This is a genomic window from Amycolatopsis sp. TRM77291, assembly GCF_054166285.1.
On record NZ_JBSZHF010000001.1, the window covers coordinates 3,762,391 to 3,776,517 of the forward strand.

Genomic DNA, 14,127 nt, shown 5'->3' on the forward strand with positions numbered 1-14,127 from the left:
CGCCACCGGCCGGACCCACCGGCGCCACGACGCGAACCGGTGATCGGCCGCCCCTCACCCTCTCCGGATCGATCACCGTCATCGGCCCTCCCTTCCGATCTCGCGCCGTGTCCGGCGGGAACGAGCCTGGCAGGGATCACCGCGTCGTTCTGTGTCACCTGACACAAAGGGCGAAACCGGGTTGTACGCGGCTTGTACGACGGCTGTACGAGCCGGAAGGACTCTGATGTCCCGTCACCTGAACCGAATCCAGGACGGAGTCATCCCGTGAAGATCTCTCGCGTCGCACAGGGCCTGCTCGCGGCCCTCGTCGCCACCGCGGCGGTCGGCGCAGCCCCGGCCACCTCCCTCTCCGCACCGGCCACCGGCGACCGGTTCTCGGCCGCCGCGGTCGGGAACACATTGGTGTACAAAGAGAAAACAGAAGGTTACGACTGTTTCAGAATCCCCGCCATCGTCAAGGCGAACAACGGCGAACTGCTCGCGTTCGCCGAAGGCCGCAACGGCGGAGCCAGCTTCTGCAACGACCGCGGCGACATCGACCTCGTCGTGAAACGCTCCGCCGACAACGGCAAGACCTGGAGCGCCCCGAAGGTCGTCATCGAGGGTTTCGGTGACACCAAAGGAAACCCGACGCCGATCGTGATCCCGTCCACCGGGCGGATCGTGTTGCTCTCGGTGATGGAATGCGTCAAGAACCCCGACTGCAACCGGATTCCGCGCGTCTCCATCAGCGACGACCACGGCAAGACCTGGACCGCGCCCAAGGTGCTCACCACGCAGCTCGGGTTCAGCTCCGCGCCCGGCTGGCTCGCGACCGGGCCCTCGCACGGCATCGTGCTGACCCGCGGCGCGCACGCGGGCCGCATCGTCGCCGGGATCAGTTACACCATCGACGGAAAGAACAGCGGCGCGCTCGTCTACAGCGACGATCAGGGCGTCACGTGGAAGCGCGGCGCCACCGACACCCCGGCCGCGTCGGCCGAGCTGAACCCGCAGGAGATCAGCGTCACCGAACTGCTCGACGGCCGGGTCTACGCCGCCGCGCGTAACCAGGCCAACAACGACGACAAATGCCTCAGCGGTGGCGCCAAGAACCGCGCCTACGCCATCAGTTCCGACGGCGGGGCGAGCTTCTCCACCAAGTTCTCCTTCGAGGAGGATCTGATCACCCCCGTGGTGCAGGCCTCGACCGCGCGGATGACCGCGACCGACAAGGCGGGCAAGTACAACCGGATCCTGTTCGCGGCGCCGTCGGTCTGCGACCGCCGCAAGGAACTTGTCGTGCGGTCGTCGTTCGACGAGGGCGCGAACTGGCAGGGCAACTCCGCGGGAACGCTGGTGTGGAGCGGTGACGCCGCGTACTCCGACATGGTCCAGCTGTCCTCGGGTTCGGTCGGCGTGCTGTACGAAGCGGGCCCGGCGGGGAACGCCAACGAGACCATCCGCTTCTCGACTGTCACCGAGCCTGCCCTCGGCGCCCCGGTGTGCGGCGGCGGATACGGCGTGATCGACTCGGCCCCGCTGGGGACGGCGGGCACGGTTTACCTGTCCTACAACGCTTCCAACGGGCAGAACTGTGTCAGCACGATGAAGAGCGAGTCCGCGGGCACCGCGACCGCGACGTCGGCCTACCTCGAGGTGGCGGGGTCGTCCCGGATCACCGATTCCGGGTCGTTCTCGTGGTTCGCCGGTCCGGTGCGGGCGGCCGCGGCGGGCAAATGCGTGAAGTGGGGCGGTTCCGCGGGCGGGACGTCGTACAACAGCCCGTCGGAACACTGCGGCTGAGCGCCGAGCGTCTGCTGGAGCCGGTGTCGCGAAAGCCACTTTCGGGACGTCTGATGTCCCGAAAGTGGCTTTCGCGACATGCACAGCCGAGCCTCAAGCCCGGTCGATGACCGCCTTGAGGAACCGCCGCGTCCGGTCGTGCTCCGGATCGTTGAANTGTCGCGAAAGCCACTTTCGGGACGTCTGATGTCCCGAAAGTGGCTTTCGCGACCTGATCACCAGGACCGTGGCGGCCCAGTCACGGCCGACGTTGCGAAAGCCACTTTCGCAACGTCGAAGGTTGCGAAAGTGGCTTTCGCGACACCGGCTCCAGCCCGGCAGAACCCCGGCACCACCGAATGGGGTCAACCGCGACGCGTCACCCACCAGAGCCGCGCGCCCAGCACCGCGGCGACCGCGGCCGAGGCGGTCAGCCACCAGAACGTCGCCCGGAACGCCGAGTCCGCGCCCGCGGGCAACAGGTTCGCCAGCACGACGGCGAACAGGGCCGTCCCGGCCGCGCCGCCGACGCGGCTGACGATGTTGATCTGCGCGGCCGCGTCGGGCAGCTGCTCCTTGGTGACGGCCGCGTACCCGGCCGTCGTCGCGGGCATCAGCAGGAACGCGACGGCGATTCCCCTGGCCACCAACAGGATCTGCACGACGACGCCGTCCGGCGGGAACCCGCCGATGGCGAAGGGGACGGTGGTGGCGAGCGTCGCGACACTCCCCCAGGCGGCGACCAGGCCCGCGCCGTAGCGGTCGGTGAGTTTGCCGGAGAGCGGCAACGCGATCGCCGTACCGACCCCGAGCCCCATCAGCAGCAGTCCCGTTTGGACGACCCCGCTCCCGCCCAGCACCTGGAAGTACAGCGGCAGCAGGAAAAGCGCACCGAACAACGCGGGCGCGGCGAAGAAGGACAACACGACCGCCGAGGTGTAGACGCGGCTCCGGAGCAACGTCAGGTCCATGACCGGGTTCTCCCGGCCCCACGACCGCCGGACGAACAGCGCCAGCAGCACGACCCCCGCGACGAGCGGCACCAGCACCCCTGCACCGAACTCTTCACCGCCTTCACCCCAGGTGGTGAGCCCGTACAACAAGGCCGGGATTCCCGCGCTCACCAGGACGAAGCCGAACCAGTCCGGCCGGGCCACCGCGCCCTTCTCACCACGGGGCACCAATCGCAGCCCGAGCGCCAGCGCGATCACGCCGACCGGGATGTTGATCAGGAAAAGCCACTCCCACGAGAGACCGCGCAGCAGGACGCCGCCGAGGACCGGGCCGAACGTCGGGCCGACGCTCATCACGATGCCCAGCGTCCCCATGACGCGGCCGAGCCGGGCGGGCCCGACCGCCTGACCGAGCACCGTCTGCCCGGCGGGCAGGAGCAGCCCGGCGGCGAGGCCCTGCAGCACCCGCAGCCCGATCAGCCAGCCCACGTTCCCGGCGAGCGCGCACAGCACCGACGCCACGGTGAACGCCGCCAGCGAAGCCAGCCAGACCCGGCCGGCGCCGAACCGGCGGCTGAGCCAGCCGCACAATGGCAGCGCGACCGCCAGCGCGACCAGGTACGCGGTGAAAACCCATTGCACGGAAGCGATTCCGGCGCCGAGTTCACGGGTGAGTGTCTCGGCGCCGACCGCGAGGACCGTGGTGTCCAGCATGGTCATGAACGCGCCGAGCACGATCACCCAGGCCATCCGCCAGGCCTCGGCCGGCACCTTGTCCGGCGGCGGGACCGCGTTCGCCCGCCGTTCCAGCGAAACAGCCATCGGAGTGTTCTCCTCACGTGCCCCAGGGATCTTGACCTGGCTCACGCTAAGACCTCGACTTAACTCAAGGTCAAGCGAAGATCACTTCGGCGGGCGCTGCCGAGGGGAAAGCTTGGTGAGCGCCAATTCCTCCAGCCTGCTCGAGATCTCCGCGATCCCGGCGTCGAACCGCTCCAGGTCCACGCCGTCGGCGGCGAGGTCCTCGCGGACGTGCTTCTCGACCTTCGCCCAGTCGTTGCGGTACCGGGTGGCGAGTTCCTTCCACGGCACGCCTGCCAGCCCGGCGGTGAGACCGCCGTCGTAGGCGAGCACGCCACGCTCCAACAGGTACGCGATACCCGGGTACCCGAGATAGCCCTGCCAGTAGGACCCGTTGTCGTTGGCCGTGATCGACCCCGCCGCCGGGTCATGGCGGACGTCGTAGATCTTGGCCTTGTCCGACGACGCGACCCGCGCGGTGTCGCCGTCGACCTCGACCCGCCCGTCGGCGATCGCGCCGAGCGCCTCGTAGATCTTGATGACCGGGGACGGCTTCCAGCCCGCGGCCACTCAGCCCTCCAGCCGTTCGAGCAGGACGACCTCCACCGTGTCTCCCTCCTCCTTGCCGATCGCCTTCCGCACGTCGGCCTTCACCGGGAGCTTGTGGGTGCCGTCGCCCAGCGCCATGAACGAACTCCGGAACGGGTGCCCGTCGACGGTGCCGCGGACCTTCACCAGCCCCTTGGTGCCGAAGAATTCGGCGGAGCCGGGCATGACCACATACGTCCAGCCACCCTTCTCCGGGCTTTTGACCAGCGTCGCAGTGAACCGTTTGTCCATGAGGGCACCTTACGGCAGGGCACCGACAAAACGGTCTTTCAGAGCGCGACGCGGATACGCACGCGGCGGCCGACGTCACGGGCCCAGGCCCGGATCGACGGCCAGTCCCGGAAGTCGCCCGCCCACGGGCCCGCGGCCATGACCTTCCAGAACAGGCCGCTCGCGGTGGCCGGGGTGAGCCTGCCGCCGAAGGTGGCCGTGCGCTCGGCGTCGATCCTCGCGGCCAGCAGGGCGACGCCCGCGGGCAGGCTCACCCGTTTGCCGGCGGCGCGCGGCCCGCACGGCCCGCTGTGGAACAACCAGACCGGCCGGATCCGGAGCGCTTCCTCGTGCTCGGTGAGCAGGCGCACCGCCTCCGGGCGCCAGCGCCGGTGGTACAGCGCGCTTCCGACGATCACCGCGCTGTACGGCTCGACGTCTTCGACCTCGGCCGCGTCCAGCAGATCGGCCGTCAGCCCGCTTTCCCGCAGCTCGGCGGCGATCACCTCGGCGATCTCCCTTGTCCCGCCGGATCTGCCGGCGTGGGCGACGAGCACAGCGGTCATGCCGCCATTGTCCGCGCGGCCGTCGGCAGCGCCACCGTCCGGCCCATCGACACGCCGCATTCGGCTCACCTCTTCACCCGTCGGAGCGCTACCCGGGAGGCAGGAACGCCGGTCTCGCCGCCGGATCGGGTTCGTCGTAGTAACGGTGGAACACGGCGGTCTGCCCGCCGGACAGCGGCGGGACTATCCAGCTCCATTCGGCCTGGCAACGGCGTCCCGCGCGCTCCTCCTTGGCGATATGCGTGAGGAACCGCCGCGATTCGGTGTGGTGGTCGGCGACGGTCACGCCCGCCGCGTCGAAGGAGTGCTGGACGGCCAGCGTCAGTTCGACGAGGGCGCGGTCGCGCCACAGGGTGCGCTCCGATTTCGTCGACAGGCCCATCAGGTCCGCGATCACGGGCAGCAGGTCGTAGCGGTCGGTGTCGGCCAGGTTGCGCGCGCCGATCTCGGTACCGAGATACCAGCCGTTGAACGGTGCCGCCGGATAGGTGATCCCACCGACGGCCAGCCGCATGTCGCTGATCGCCGGTACCGCGTGCCAGCGCAGCCCGAGCCCGGCGAACCAGCGGTGGTCGGGATGCGACAACGGGACCTCCAGCACTGCGTCCGGTGGCAGCCGGAAGAGACGCCGCTCCCCTGGTTCCGCTTCGATGAGCAGCGGGAGGACGTCGAAGGATCCCTTGCGCTCGGGCGGGCGCCAGCCGTGCGCCTGGACGGTCTCGGTGAAGCCGGCGTAGCGCGGATCGCCCAGCACCGAGCCGTCGCTCAGCCGGTAGCCGGCGTACCGGACGAGCTGGTCGTTGTGGATCTTCGGGCCTGGCCCGGCCGGGCCGTCCGGCGCGAACACGGTGATGGTCGGGCGGATCCGGCCTCCCCGGGTCGCCTCCCGCAAATGGGTGACGCACTCCTCGGCGATGGCGGCGGCTCCGACGACCTCACGGCGGTCCCGCACCCTCAGCCCCTGCCAGTACAGCCTGCCGATGCACCGGGCGGAGTTCCGCCAGGCCACCCGCGCGCCGAACTCGATCTCGGCCGTCGTGTGCCGGTAGGTGCCGGTGTCACCGACCTCGGCTCGGACCCGGTCGAGCCGCTCGCGCAGCCGCGCCGGCCCAGCGTCCGTTTCGGCGTGGAAGAGCCGGAGGAAGTCCTCCGCCTCGGCGACGTCCACGCTCCGTTCCCGGGACGCCACCTCCGGAGGCAAGCGAGGGATATCCGTCACCCGCATGGAGGCCGTCGCCACCTCGGCTTCCCACTCTCCGAATTCGACGCCGGGGCCGGCGGCGGGAACGATCACCATTCCTCCTGCACTCGGAAATGCCCGGAGAGATCATGCCTGATCGGCGAGATGGCCGGGTCCGGACCAGACGAAAGACGATACCCCACGAAAAGACCGCCACGATCCTCCAAATGGCAGAAGCTTCGCCCGCGCTGACATTTCCCCAGCTAGAACACTTGCGGACGACAATATTTGGAATTGCGTAAGACTTCGCGGGATATTCACCGAAATGGATCGTGCGAAATGATCACATCCGGCCAAGATCACTTTATGATCGTCGTTAATCACTCTTTCGAGCGTATTCGACGGCGAGCCCTTCTGTTCTTTCCCTGTGCCGGTGTATTGGCCCGCTCCGGCCGTCGCTAGAGTGCGGAGAGCTCCGACGGAAAGGAAAATCGTGGTCGACAGGCGGATTCCGGTCATCCTGGTCGCGGGCTTCCTCGGCTCCGGCAAGACCACCCTGCTCAACCACCTGCTGGCCAACCGGCAGGGCGCGCGGATCGGGGTGGTGGTCAACGACTTCGGCAGCATCGCGGTCGACGCGATGGCCGTCTCCGGCCAGGTCGACACCATGATGTCGTTCGGCAACGGCTGCCTGTGCTGCGCCGTCGACGCGAGCGGGCTCGACGCCATGCTCGCGAAGCTCTCCGAGGCCGAGGCCGGCATCGACGTCATCGTGATCGAAGCCAGCGGGCTCGCCGAACCGCGTGACCTCATCCGCCTGATGATCGCCAGCGAGAACCCCGCCATCGCCTACGGCGGCCTGGTCGAACTCGTCGACGTCGCCGAGTTCGAGACGACCAGGAAGCGGCACCCGGAGCTGGACGAGCATCTCGGGTTCGCCGACCTGGTCGTGCTCAACAAGATCGACCGGGCCGACGAGGACGCCCTGGCCAAGCTGCGCGGCACGATCGACGAGATCGCGCCCGGCACGCCGGTGATCGAGACCTCCCACGGCCGGATCGACCCCACCCTGTTCTTCGACGCCCGGCCGCGCGAACGGGTGGGCCAGCTGTCGTTCGACGACCTCCGCGAGGAGGAGCACGACCACGAGCACCACTTCCACACCGCGTACGACAGCGTCGCCTTCACCACCGAACGGCCGCTGGACCCGCGACGGCTGATGGACTTCCTCGAACAGCGCCCCGGCGGGCTCTACCGGATCAAGGGTTTCCTCGACTTCGGCCCGAACGGCCCGCGGTCCCGGTTCGGCCTGCACACCGTCGGCTCCTTCATCCAGCTGGACCGGTCGGCGTGGCCCGCCGGCCTGCCGCGCCGGAGCGAACTGGTGCTGATCGGTTCGGGGATCGACACCGAGGCCGTCACCGCGCGCCTCGAAGAATGCGTCGCGGACGATCCCGACGTCGTCGACGACCGGGCCATGCTGCGCGTGCTGCGGTTCATTCAGGACTGACACGCCGACGTCCGCGCCCGATCTCGCGTGTCCAGAGGCGTAACTCGCGTGATCGAAGGCGTAACTCGCGTGTTTGGCGGCGTAACTCAGCACCGTGGCGAGTTACGTCCCCAAGCACGGGAGTTACGTCCCCAAGCACGCGAGTTACGTCCCCAAGCACGCGAGTTACGCCCGGACGCACTTTGACACGCCGAAAGGCGGAAATACCGGGAATCGCGGCGTGTCTCGCCGACACTGACGTGCGGAAGGAATCTCGAGCTGGACCACCTGTATCGGGAGGACAGTTCCATGACGGACACCGCCGGACGCTGGTATCTGGTCGGCGCGCTGCCGGAGAACTCCCCCGCCGCGCATCTGATGACCCGCTCCGAAGACCTCCGCTACCGGCGTTCCGCCTGCGGGGACAAGGAAGCCCGGCTGTGGACGCCGGTGGATCTCACCACCACCGACGTCGCCCCGTGCCCCCGCTGCGCCGCGACCCTCCCCGGCCACCGGTCCACCCGCAAGGCCGAACCCGCCGCGAACACGCAACTCGCTTTCGACCTGCCGCTCTGACTCCCCGCATTTCGTCCTCTGGATGCGGTACTTGCACGCGCAAGTACCGCATCCAGAGGACTAAACGCCGTCTTTCTTCGCCCGGCTCGGCGCGACCCGGGGCGGCTCGTTCGGCATCTTCGGGTAGACGGGCGGCCATGGCGCGTCCATCAGGCCGTTCGCCATGTCCTTTCTGGACATTTCGAGCAACGGCTCGATCGACTGCGGTTCCGTTCCCGCCCAAGGGTCTCCGCGTTCGGCGAGCAGAGCGGGCACAGTGGACAGTGTGAGCTTGTCCGGCTCGACGGTCTCGAGTTCGTCCCAGGAGATCGGCGTCGACACCTGCCCGCCGACCCGTGGCCGTACACACCACGCGCCGAACACCGTCTTGTGCGGCGCGTTCTGGTTGAAGTCGACGAACACGCGGGAGCCGCGTTCTTCCTTCCACCACTGCGCCGTCATCTCCTCCGGGTGGCGGCGTTCGAGCTCGCGGGCGAGCGCGACGGCGGCCGCGCGGACCTCGTAGCCGTCCCACTTCGGTTCCAGCGGCACGTAGAGGTGCAGACCGCGCGAGCCCGAGGTCTTCAGCTGAGCGGTGATGCCCAGCTCTTCGAGCAACGCCTTCGACAGGACGGCGCCGTGCCGCAGCTCGGGGAACCCGATCCCCGGCGACGGGTCGAGGTCGATGCGGAGCTGGTCGCTGATGTCCAGCGCGTCGGCCCGGTTCGGCCAGACGTGGAACCCGAGGCAACCCTGGTTCACCGCCCAGATGACATGCGCGAGGTCCTTCGCCACGAGCGCGTCCGAGGTGGTGCCGTTCGGGGTGGACACCACCGTCGTGGTCAGCCAGGCGGGCGCGTTCTTCGGGACCCGCTTCTGGAACCACGACTTCCCGCCCGCGCCGTCCGGATAGCGTTCCAGCAGCAGGGGCCTGCCGCCGAGTTGCGCCAGCAACGGCACCGAGACGGCGCGGTAGTACTCGACGAGGTCCAATTTGGTCTCGCCGTTCTCCGGGAAGTAGACCTTGCCCGGATTGGACACCGTGAGCTCGACTCCGTCGAGGTCCAGCGTGACCGGCTCTGCCTTCATGTCTCCCCCAGCTCGGTGAACAAGGTGGCCAGCTCGGCGGGCGGGACCTCTTCGAGCTGCGCGTACGTGCACGAGGCCGGTTCGCGGTCGGGGCGGAAGCGCACGAGCCTCCCGCCGTGACGGAACCTCGTGCCCTCGACGTGTTCATAGCGGACTTCGGCGACCCACTCGATGCGGAGCGGCTCCCAGCTCAGGTCCTTCTGCGGCGCCCACCGGCTCCCCGCGCCCGGCATGCGGCCGCCCGCCTCCTCGTGGGTCTCGACCCACTCGCGCCACGGATGGTTCTCCAGCGCGTTCTCCCGCAGCGGCGCGAGCTCGTCCACCAGCTCACGACGCCTGGCGGCGGTGAAACTGCTGGCCACACCCACACTGTGCAGGACGCCTTCGTCGTTGTAGAGCCCGAGCAGCAGCGACCCGACGCCGACGCCGTCCTTGTGCCACCGGAACCCGGCGACGACGCAGTCCGCCGTCCGCTGGTGCTTGACCTTCCACATCACCCGCCTGTCCTGTTCGTACGGCGCGTCGGCCGGTTTGGCCATCACGCCGTCGAAACCCGCGCCCTCGAACCGGGTGAACCAGTCCTGGGCGACGTCGGGATCCTCGGACAGCGGAGTGAGGTGGACCCGGGCGAGCTTGGTGTCGACGACGCTTTCGAGCAGCTTCCGCCGCTCCCCGAACGGTTCGGGCGTCAGATCCCGGTCGTCCAGCGCGAGCAGGTCGAACACCACGAAACTGGCGGGCGTCTCCTCGGCCAGTTTGTTCACCCGGGACGCCGCCGGGTGCAGGCGCAGCTGCAGCGTCTCGAAGTCGAGACCGCCCTCAGTGACCAGCACGATCTCGCCGTCGACGACACAGCGCTCGGGCAGCGCGTCCTTGAGCAGATCGACCAGCTCGGGAAAGTACCTCGTGAGCGGCCTGTCGTTACGCGAGCCCAGCACGACCTCGTCGCCGTCGCGGAAGACCACGCACCGGAAGCCGTCCCACTTCGGCTCGTACAGCAGCCCCGGCGTGCGGGGCAGTTCGTGCACGGCCTTGGCCAGCATCGGCTTGACGGGTGGCATCACGGGCAGTTCCACGAGGCCGATCCTAGGCCGCGTCACCGACAAAAGCGCGGGATCACAGTTCGGCCAGTAGGAGCCCGCTCCGCGGTTTCGGCGTGAAATACGTGGCCTTCCTCGGCATCCGCGATCCCGCCGCGTGCACGGCGAGCACCTCGGCGTACGGAACCGGAGCAAGCAGGAATACCGCGTCCGCGTCTTCGGGCACCGGCGCGCCCGGCAGCAGGGGGTGCACGTTCGGCCCTTCCGGATCGACGCCGAGCGCCCCGCGCAGCAACTCCTGCTCCACCACGGCGTGGTCACCGCCCGCCTTGCCGAGCGTCACCCGGAGCGCCGACCCGCCCGCCAGCACGGTCACCTCGCCCGGTTCGGCGGGCGGCCCCGGCGGACCGGGATGGACGTCGAATCCCGCCTCCGTCCATCGCCGGACCAGGGCGGCCGGTTCGAGACCGGTGCCGGCGAGCACCCGGTGGATGGGCCCGATCCGCAGCCCCGGCCCGCCGGTGACCAGCGCGAGCAACGCGCCGCGACCCGAAGCCGCGGCGGCCGCGACCCGGTGGTTGCCGTCCGCGACCAGGAGATCCAGGCCGTCCAGGGCCGCCAGCAGTTCGTCCTGGGCCTGCCCGGGGCCGGCGAGCCACAGTTCGTGCTTACGCCCCGGGCCGTCCACTGTGGACAGGCTGGGCACCTGCCCCCGGCAGATCCGCTCGATCAGCGCGGTCAGCTCCCGGCCACCCGTCGCGGGGACGAGCATCGCGGCGCTCGTCGCGACACCGAGCCCGGCCAGCATCGCCGCCCGCTCCGCGACGACGTCCGGATAGACGTCCTCGGTGTGCCGCACCCTGGTGACCCCGCCGTCGCGGACCGCGGCCGGATCGACCAGGCACAGCACGCCCAGCGCGACCCCGTCCGGCCCATCGATGCGATAGGGCGCGACGACGTCGGAGACCGGCCGGTAGTGCCGCTTCCGGATCCGCTCGAACGTGGCCCTGGCCTGCGGTAACGCCGCTTCGATCGAAAGCCCGCCCGCCAGCGCGGCCGGTGTCCTCGCCGGATGCTGGACCGCCAGCAGGCTGTCGCCGTGCGCCCCGGCGAGCGCGGCCTCGACCCGGCCCGGGTCGGCGAACTCGTCGACGTCCGGCCCCGGGACGCTGTCGCGGACGGCCCAGCCACGGCCGATCGGGCGGATCCAGGTGCTCATCCGATCCATTTTGCGGGATAGCTCACGGAAAAAATCGGTCCCATGACCGGGTGTCTCCATGGAATGCTTACCCATGCGAAGTAGTTGACGTCGTTCATGAGCCCGAGGAGACCGCCACAGATGACGACCCCGGCCCCGGTCACCGCGAAGGAAGGGGTCGGCTTCCGGTCCGAACGCGGCCCCGTCCTGATCGCCGTGATGCTGTGTTCCGGCCTGATCGCGCTGGACTCGACCATCATCGCCACGGCGGTGCCCTCGGTGGTCGCCGATCTGGGCGGGTTCTCGCAGTTCCCGTGGCTGTTCTCGATCTATCTGCTGACCCAGGCGGTCACCGTCCCGCTGTACGGCAAGTTCGCCGACGTCCTCGGCAGGCGGCCGGTGATGTTCTTCGGGATCGCGGCGTTCCTGCTGGGCTCGGTGCTCTGTGGCGCGGCCTGGAGCATGCCGGTGCTGATCGCCGCCCGCGCGGTGCAGGGCATCGGCGCCGGCGCCATCCAGCCGATCGCGCTCACCATGGTCGGCGACATGTACACCGTCGAGGAACGCGCCAGGGTGCAGGGCTACCTCGCCAGTGTCTGGGCGATCTCGTCGGTGGTCGGGCCGACGCTGGGTGGTGTGTTCGCCGAGTACCTCGACTGGCGCTGGATCTTCTTCATCAACCTGCCGCTCGGCGCGCTGGCGGCGTGGATGCTGTTCCGGAACTTCCGCGAACGCGTCGAACGCCGCTCGCACCGCATCGACTACCTCGGCGCCACGCTGCTCACCCTCGGCTGTTCGCTGCTGATCCTCGGCCTGCTGGAGGGCGGGGTCGCCTGGGGCTGGGCGTCCGCGCCGAGCCTGGCGATCTTCGGCGGCGCGGTGGTGCTGCTGGTGGCGTTCGTGTTCGTGGAGCGCAAGGCCGACGAGCCGGTGCTGCCGCTGTGGATCTTCACCAAACGGACCCTGATCGGCGGGAACCTGATCGCCGTCGTCGTCGGCATGCTGCTGATGGGCCTCACCTCGTATCTGCCGACCTTCTCCCAAGGTGTGCTCGGCACCGGTGCGCTCGTCGCGGGATTCGCGCTGGCGGCGCTGACCGTCGGCTGGCCGATCTCGGCGTCGCTGGCGGGCCGGGTCTACATGCGGATCGGGTTCCGGGACACCGCGCTGATCGGCAGCGGGATCGTCATCGCGGGGGCGGCGCTCACGGTGTTCCTGACGGCGGGATCGTCGATCTGGCTGGCGGCCTCGGCCGCGTTCGTCCTCGGGCTGGGGCTGGGCCTGGCGTCGAGCCCGACGCTGATCGCCGTGCAGTCCACGATCGGGTGGGAACGCCGCGGCGTCATCACCGCGACGAATATGTTCAGCCGGTCGCTGGGCAGCGCCGTGGGCGTGGCGATCTTCGGCGCGATCGCGAACGCCACGCTGGCGAGCCGCTTCGCCAACCCGCCCGAAGGGGTCACCGGCCTGCCGTCCGGAGTCGACGCGACCAGTGTCGTCCTGGAGGGCCACGGCCCGGACACCCCGACGACGACGTTCGTGCGCGGCGCCCTCGCGGACGCCACGCACCACGTCTTCCTGGTGATGCTGGTGGTCGCCGTGCTCAGTGTCGGCGCGCTGCTGCTGATGCCGCGGCGGACCGAAGAGCTGAAGTTCGACTAGTTCTGCAGCGGGACGGCGTGCTCGACGAAGTTCTCGACGAACCGCTCGATCGGCTCCGGCCCGGCCGGGTACAGCACGAATTTGCTCAGCCCGGCGTCGACGTGCTCGGCGATCAGGTCGCGGGCGGCGCGCCAGCCGCCCGCGATCAGCCGGGACGGGTCCGCGTCGGACCGGGCCGCGATCGAAGCCGCGAGCGCGTCCGGGATTCCATCCTCCGCGACGATGAGGCTGATGCCGAAGTGGTCGGCCTCGATTTCCCGGCCAGCCTCGGCGGCGGCCTCCTGGATCGCCTCCCGGCCGGCCCGTGCCTCCTCCGGCGTGAGGAAACTGGCCAGCCAGCCGTCCGCGAGCCTCCCGACCCGCCGAAGCGCGCCCGGCGCCTTCCCGCCGAGCCAGAGGTCGAGCCGCTTGACCGGCCGCATGCCGAGGCCCGTGCCCTCGACGCGGAAGAACTCGCCCTCGAAGGTCACCTCTTCCTGTTCCAGCAACGCCCTGATCAGCCGCAACGACTCGTCGAACACCGCGGCACGGCGGCCCTGCGGCACCGGGAACAACGGCAGCTCCGCGTCGCGGGCGGGCTTCAGCCCGAAGACCGGTAGGACCCGCTTCGGCGCGAGCGCGGCGAGGGAGGCGAGCTGTTTCGCGACCAGGACCGGGTCACGGCCGGGCAGCACCATCACCCCGGTGCCGACCTTCAGTTTCGTGGTGCGGGCGAGCGCGTGCGTCAGCCCGACGACCGGGTCGATCCTCGGCGAGTACACCGCCTCGGGGAGCCAGAGCGAGTCGATGCCCGCCCGCTCCAGCAGATCGACCGCGGCGCCGAACTCTTCGGGTGCCGTCCCGGTCCCCAGCCCGGCTCCGATCCTGATCTTCAGGTCCTCCGCCACACTTGCTCCCTTCCCGTGTTCCCACCGTGAACAACCCCGCACAAGCATGGACTCATTCCGCGAACCCCCCGTACATTCCAGTGTCGTGCGGGGGCGTTCCCGCACGGATTGGGGGATTTTT

General features: G+C 69.5%; 13 protein-coding genes. 4 read left to right on the forward strand and 9 right to left on the reverse strand.

The window, feature by feature from the left end; translation table 11 throughout:
• The first annotated feature begins 267 nt into the window (after positions 1–267).
• Positions 268–1,788 carry a sialidase family protein gene (locus ACXIZN_RS17545; protein ID WP_457955698.1) on the forward strand — a complete coding sequence of 507 codons (1,521 nt, stop codon included), beginning with the start codon at positions 268–270 and terminating at the stop codon, positions 1,786–1,788.
• A 344-nt stretch (positions 1,789–2,132) separates the two neighbouring features.
• Here the strand turns inward: ACXIZN_RS17545 and ACXIZN_RS17550 are convergent, their stop codons facing one another.
• From ACXIZN_RS17550 to ACXIZN_RS17570, 5 genes are all read right to left on the reverse strand, one after another.
• Positions 2,133–3,542 carry a DHA2 family efflux MFS transporter permease subunit gene (locus ACXIZN_RS17550; RefSeq protein WP_457955699.1) on the reverse strand — a complete coding sequence of 470 codons (1,410 nt, stop codon included), beginning with the start codon at positions 3,540–3,542 and terminating at the stop codon, positions 2,133–2,135.
• Positions 3,543–3,623: 81 nt separating this feature from the next.
• The gene (locus tag ACXIZN_RS17555) at positions 3,624–4,091 is read right to left on the reverse strand and encodes a hypothetical protein (RefSeq protein ID WP_457955701.1); all 468 of its coding nucleotides are present in this window, start codon (positions 4,089–4,091) and stop codon (positions 3,624–3,626) included.
• Entirely contained in the window at positions 4,092–4,361 is a 270-nt protein-coding gene (locus ACXIZN_RS17560) for a DUF1905 domain-containing protein (protein WP_034322891.1), read from the reverse strand. It lies immediately after the preceding gene.
• Positions 4,362–4,399: 38 nt separating this feature from the next.
• Positions 4,400–4,906: a flavodoxin domain-containing protein gene (locus tag ACXIZN_RS17565; RefSeq protein ID WP_457960542.1), complete on the reverse strand. Its 507-nt coding sequence runs from the start codon at positions 4,904–4,906 to the stop codon at positions 4,400–4,402.
• An 88-nt stretch (positions 4,907–4,994) separates the two neighbouring features.
• Positions 4,995–6,203 carry a nitric oxide synthase oxygenase gene (locus ACXIZN_RS17570; RefSeq protein ID WP_457955702.1) on the reverse strand — a complete coding sequence of 403 codons (1,209 nt, stop codon included), beginning with the start codon at positions 6,201–6,203 and terminating at the stop codon, positions 4,995–4,997.
• A 376-nt stretch (positions 6,204–6,579) separates the two neighbouring features.
• On the opposite strand from ACXIZN_RS17570, the gene ACXIZN_RS17575 reads away from it, so the two are divergent.
• Entirely contained in the window at positions 6,580–7,596 is a 1,017-nt protein-coding gene (locus tag ACXIZN_RS17575) for a CobW family GTP-binding protein (RefSeq protein ID WP_457955704.1), read from the forward strand.
• Between the two features lie 288 nt (positions 7,597–7,884).
• Complete coding sequence (locus tag ACXIZN_RS17580; RefSeq protein ID WP_457955705.1) at positions 7,885–8,151, forward strand: hypothetical protein; 267 nt, start codon at positions 7,885–7,887, stop codon at positions 8,149–8,151.
• Positions 8,152–8,211: 60 nt separating this feature from the next.
• On the opposite strand, the gene ligD is transcribed toward ACXIZN_RS17580, so the two are convergent.
• From ligD to ACXIZN_RS17595, 3 genes are read right to left on the reverse strand one after another with little or no spacing between them, the layout of a single operon-like run.
• The gene (gene ligD, locus ACXIZN_RS17585; protein WP_457955706.1) at positions 8,212–9,219 is read right to left on the reverse strand and encodes a non-homologous end-joining DNA ligase; all 1,008 of its coding nucleotides are present in this window, start codon (positions 9,217–9,219) and stop codon (positions 8,212–8,214) included.
• The gene (locus tag ACXIZN_RS17590; RefSeq protein WP_457955707.1) at positions 9,216–10,295 is read right to left on the reverse strand and encodes an ATP-dependent DNA ligase; all 1,080 of its coding nucleotides are present in this window, start codon (positions 10,293–10,295) and stop codon (positions 9,216–9,218) included. The genes ligD and ACXIZN_RS17590 overlap by 4 nt, the downstream gene beginning before the upstream one ends.
• 40 nt (positions 10,296–10,335) lie before the next feature.
• Entirely contained in the window at positions 10,336–11,487 is a 1,152-nt protein-coding gene (locus tag ACXIZN_RS17595; RefSeq protein WP_457955708.1) for a DUF1015 family protein, read from the reverse strand.
• A 111-nt stretch (positions 11,488–11,598) separates the two neighbouring features.
• Here ACXIZN_RS17595 and ACXIZN_RS17600 point away from each other — a divergent pair, with 111 nt between their 5' ends.
• Positions 11,599–13,119 carry an MDR family MFS transporter gene (locus ACXIZN_RS17600; protein WP_457955709.1) on the forward strand — a complete coding sequence of 507 codons (1,521 nt, stop codon included), beginning with the start codon at positions 11,599–11,601 and terminating at the stop codon, positions 13,117–13,119.
• Here the strand turns inward: ACXIZN_RS17600 and ACXIZN_RS17605 are convergent.
• Positions 13,116–14,006: a TIGR03854 family LLM class F420-dependent oxidoreductase gene (locus ACXIZN_RS17605; RefSeq protein ID WP_457955710.1), complete on the reverse strand. Its 891-nt coding sequence runs from the start codon at positions 14,004–14,006 to the stop codon at positions 13,116–13,118. The two genes, ACXIZN_RS17600 and ACXIZN_RS17605, sit on opposite strands and share 4 nt — an antisense overlap.
• Between the last annotated feature and the right edge of the window lie 121 nt (positions 14,007–14,127).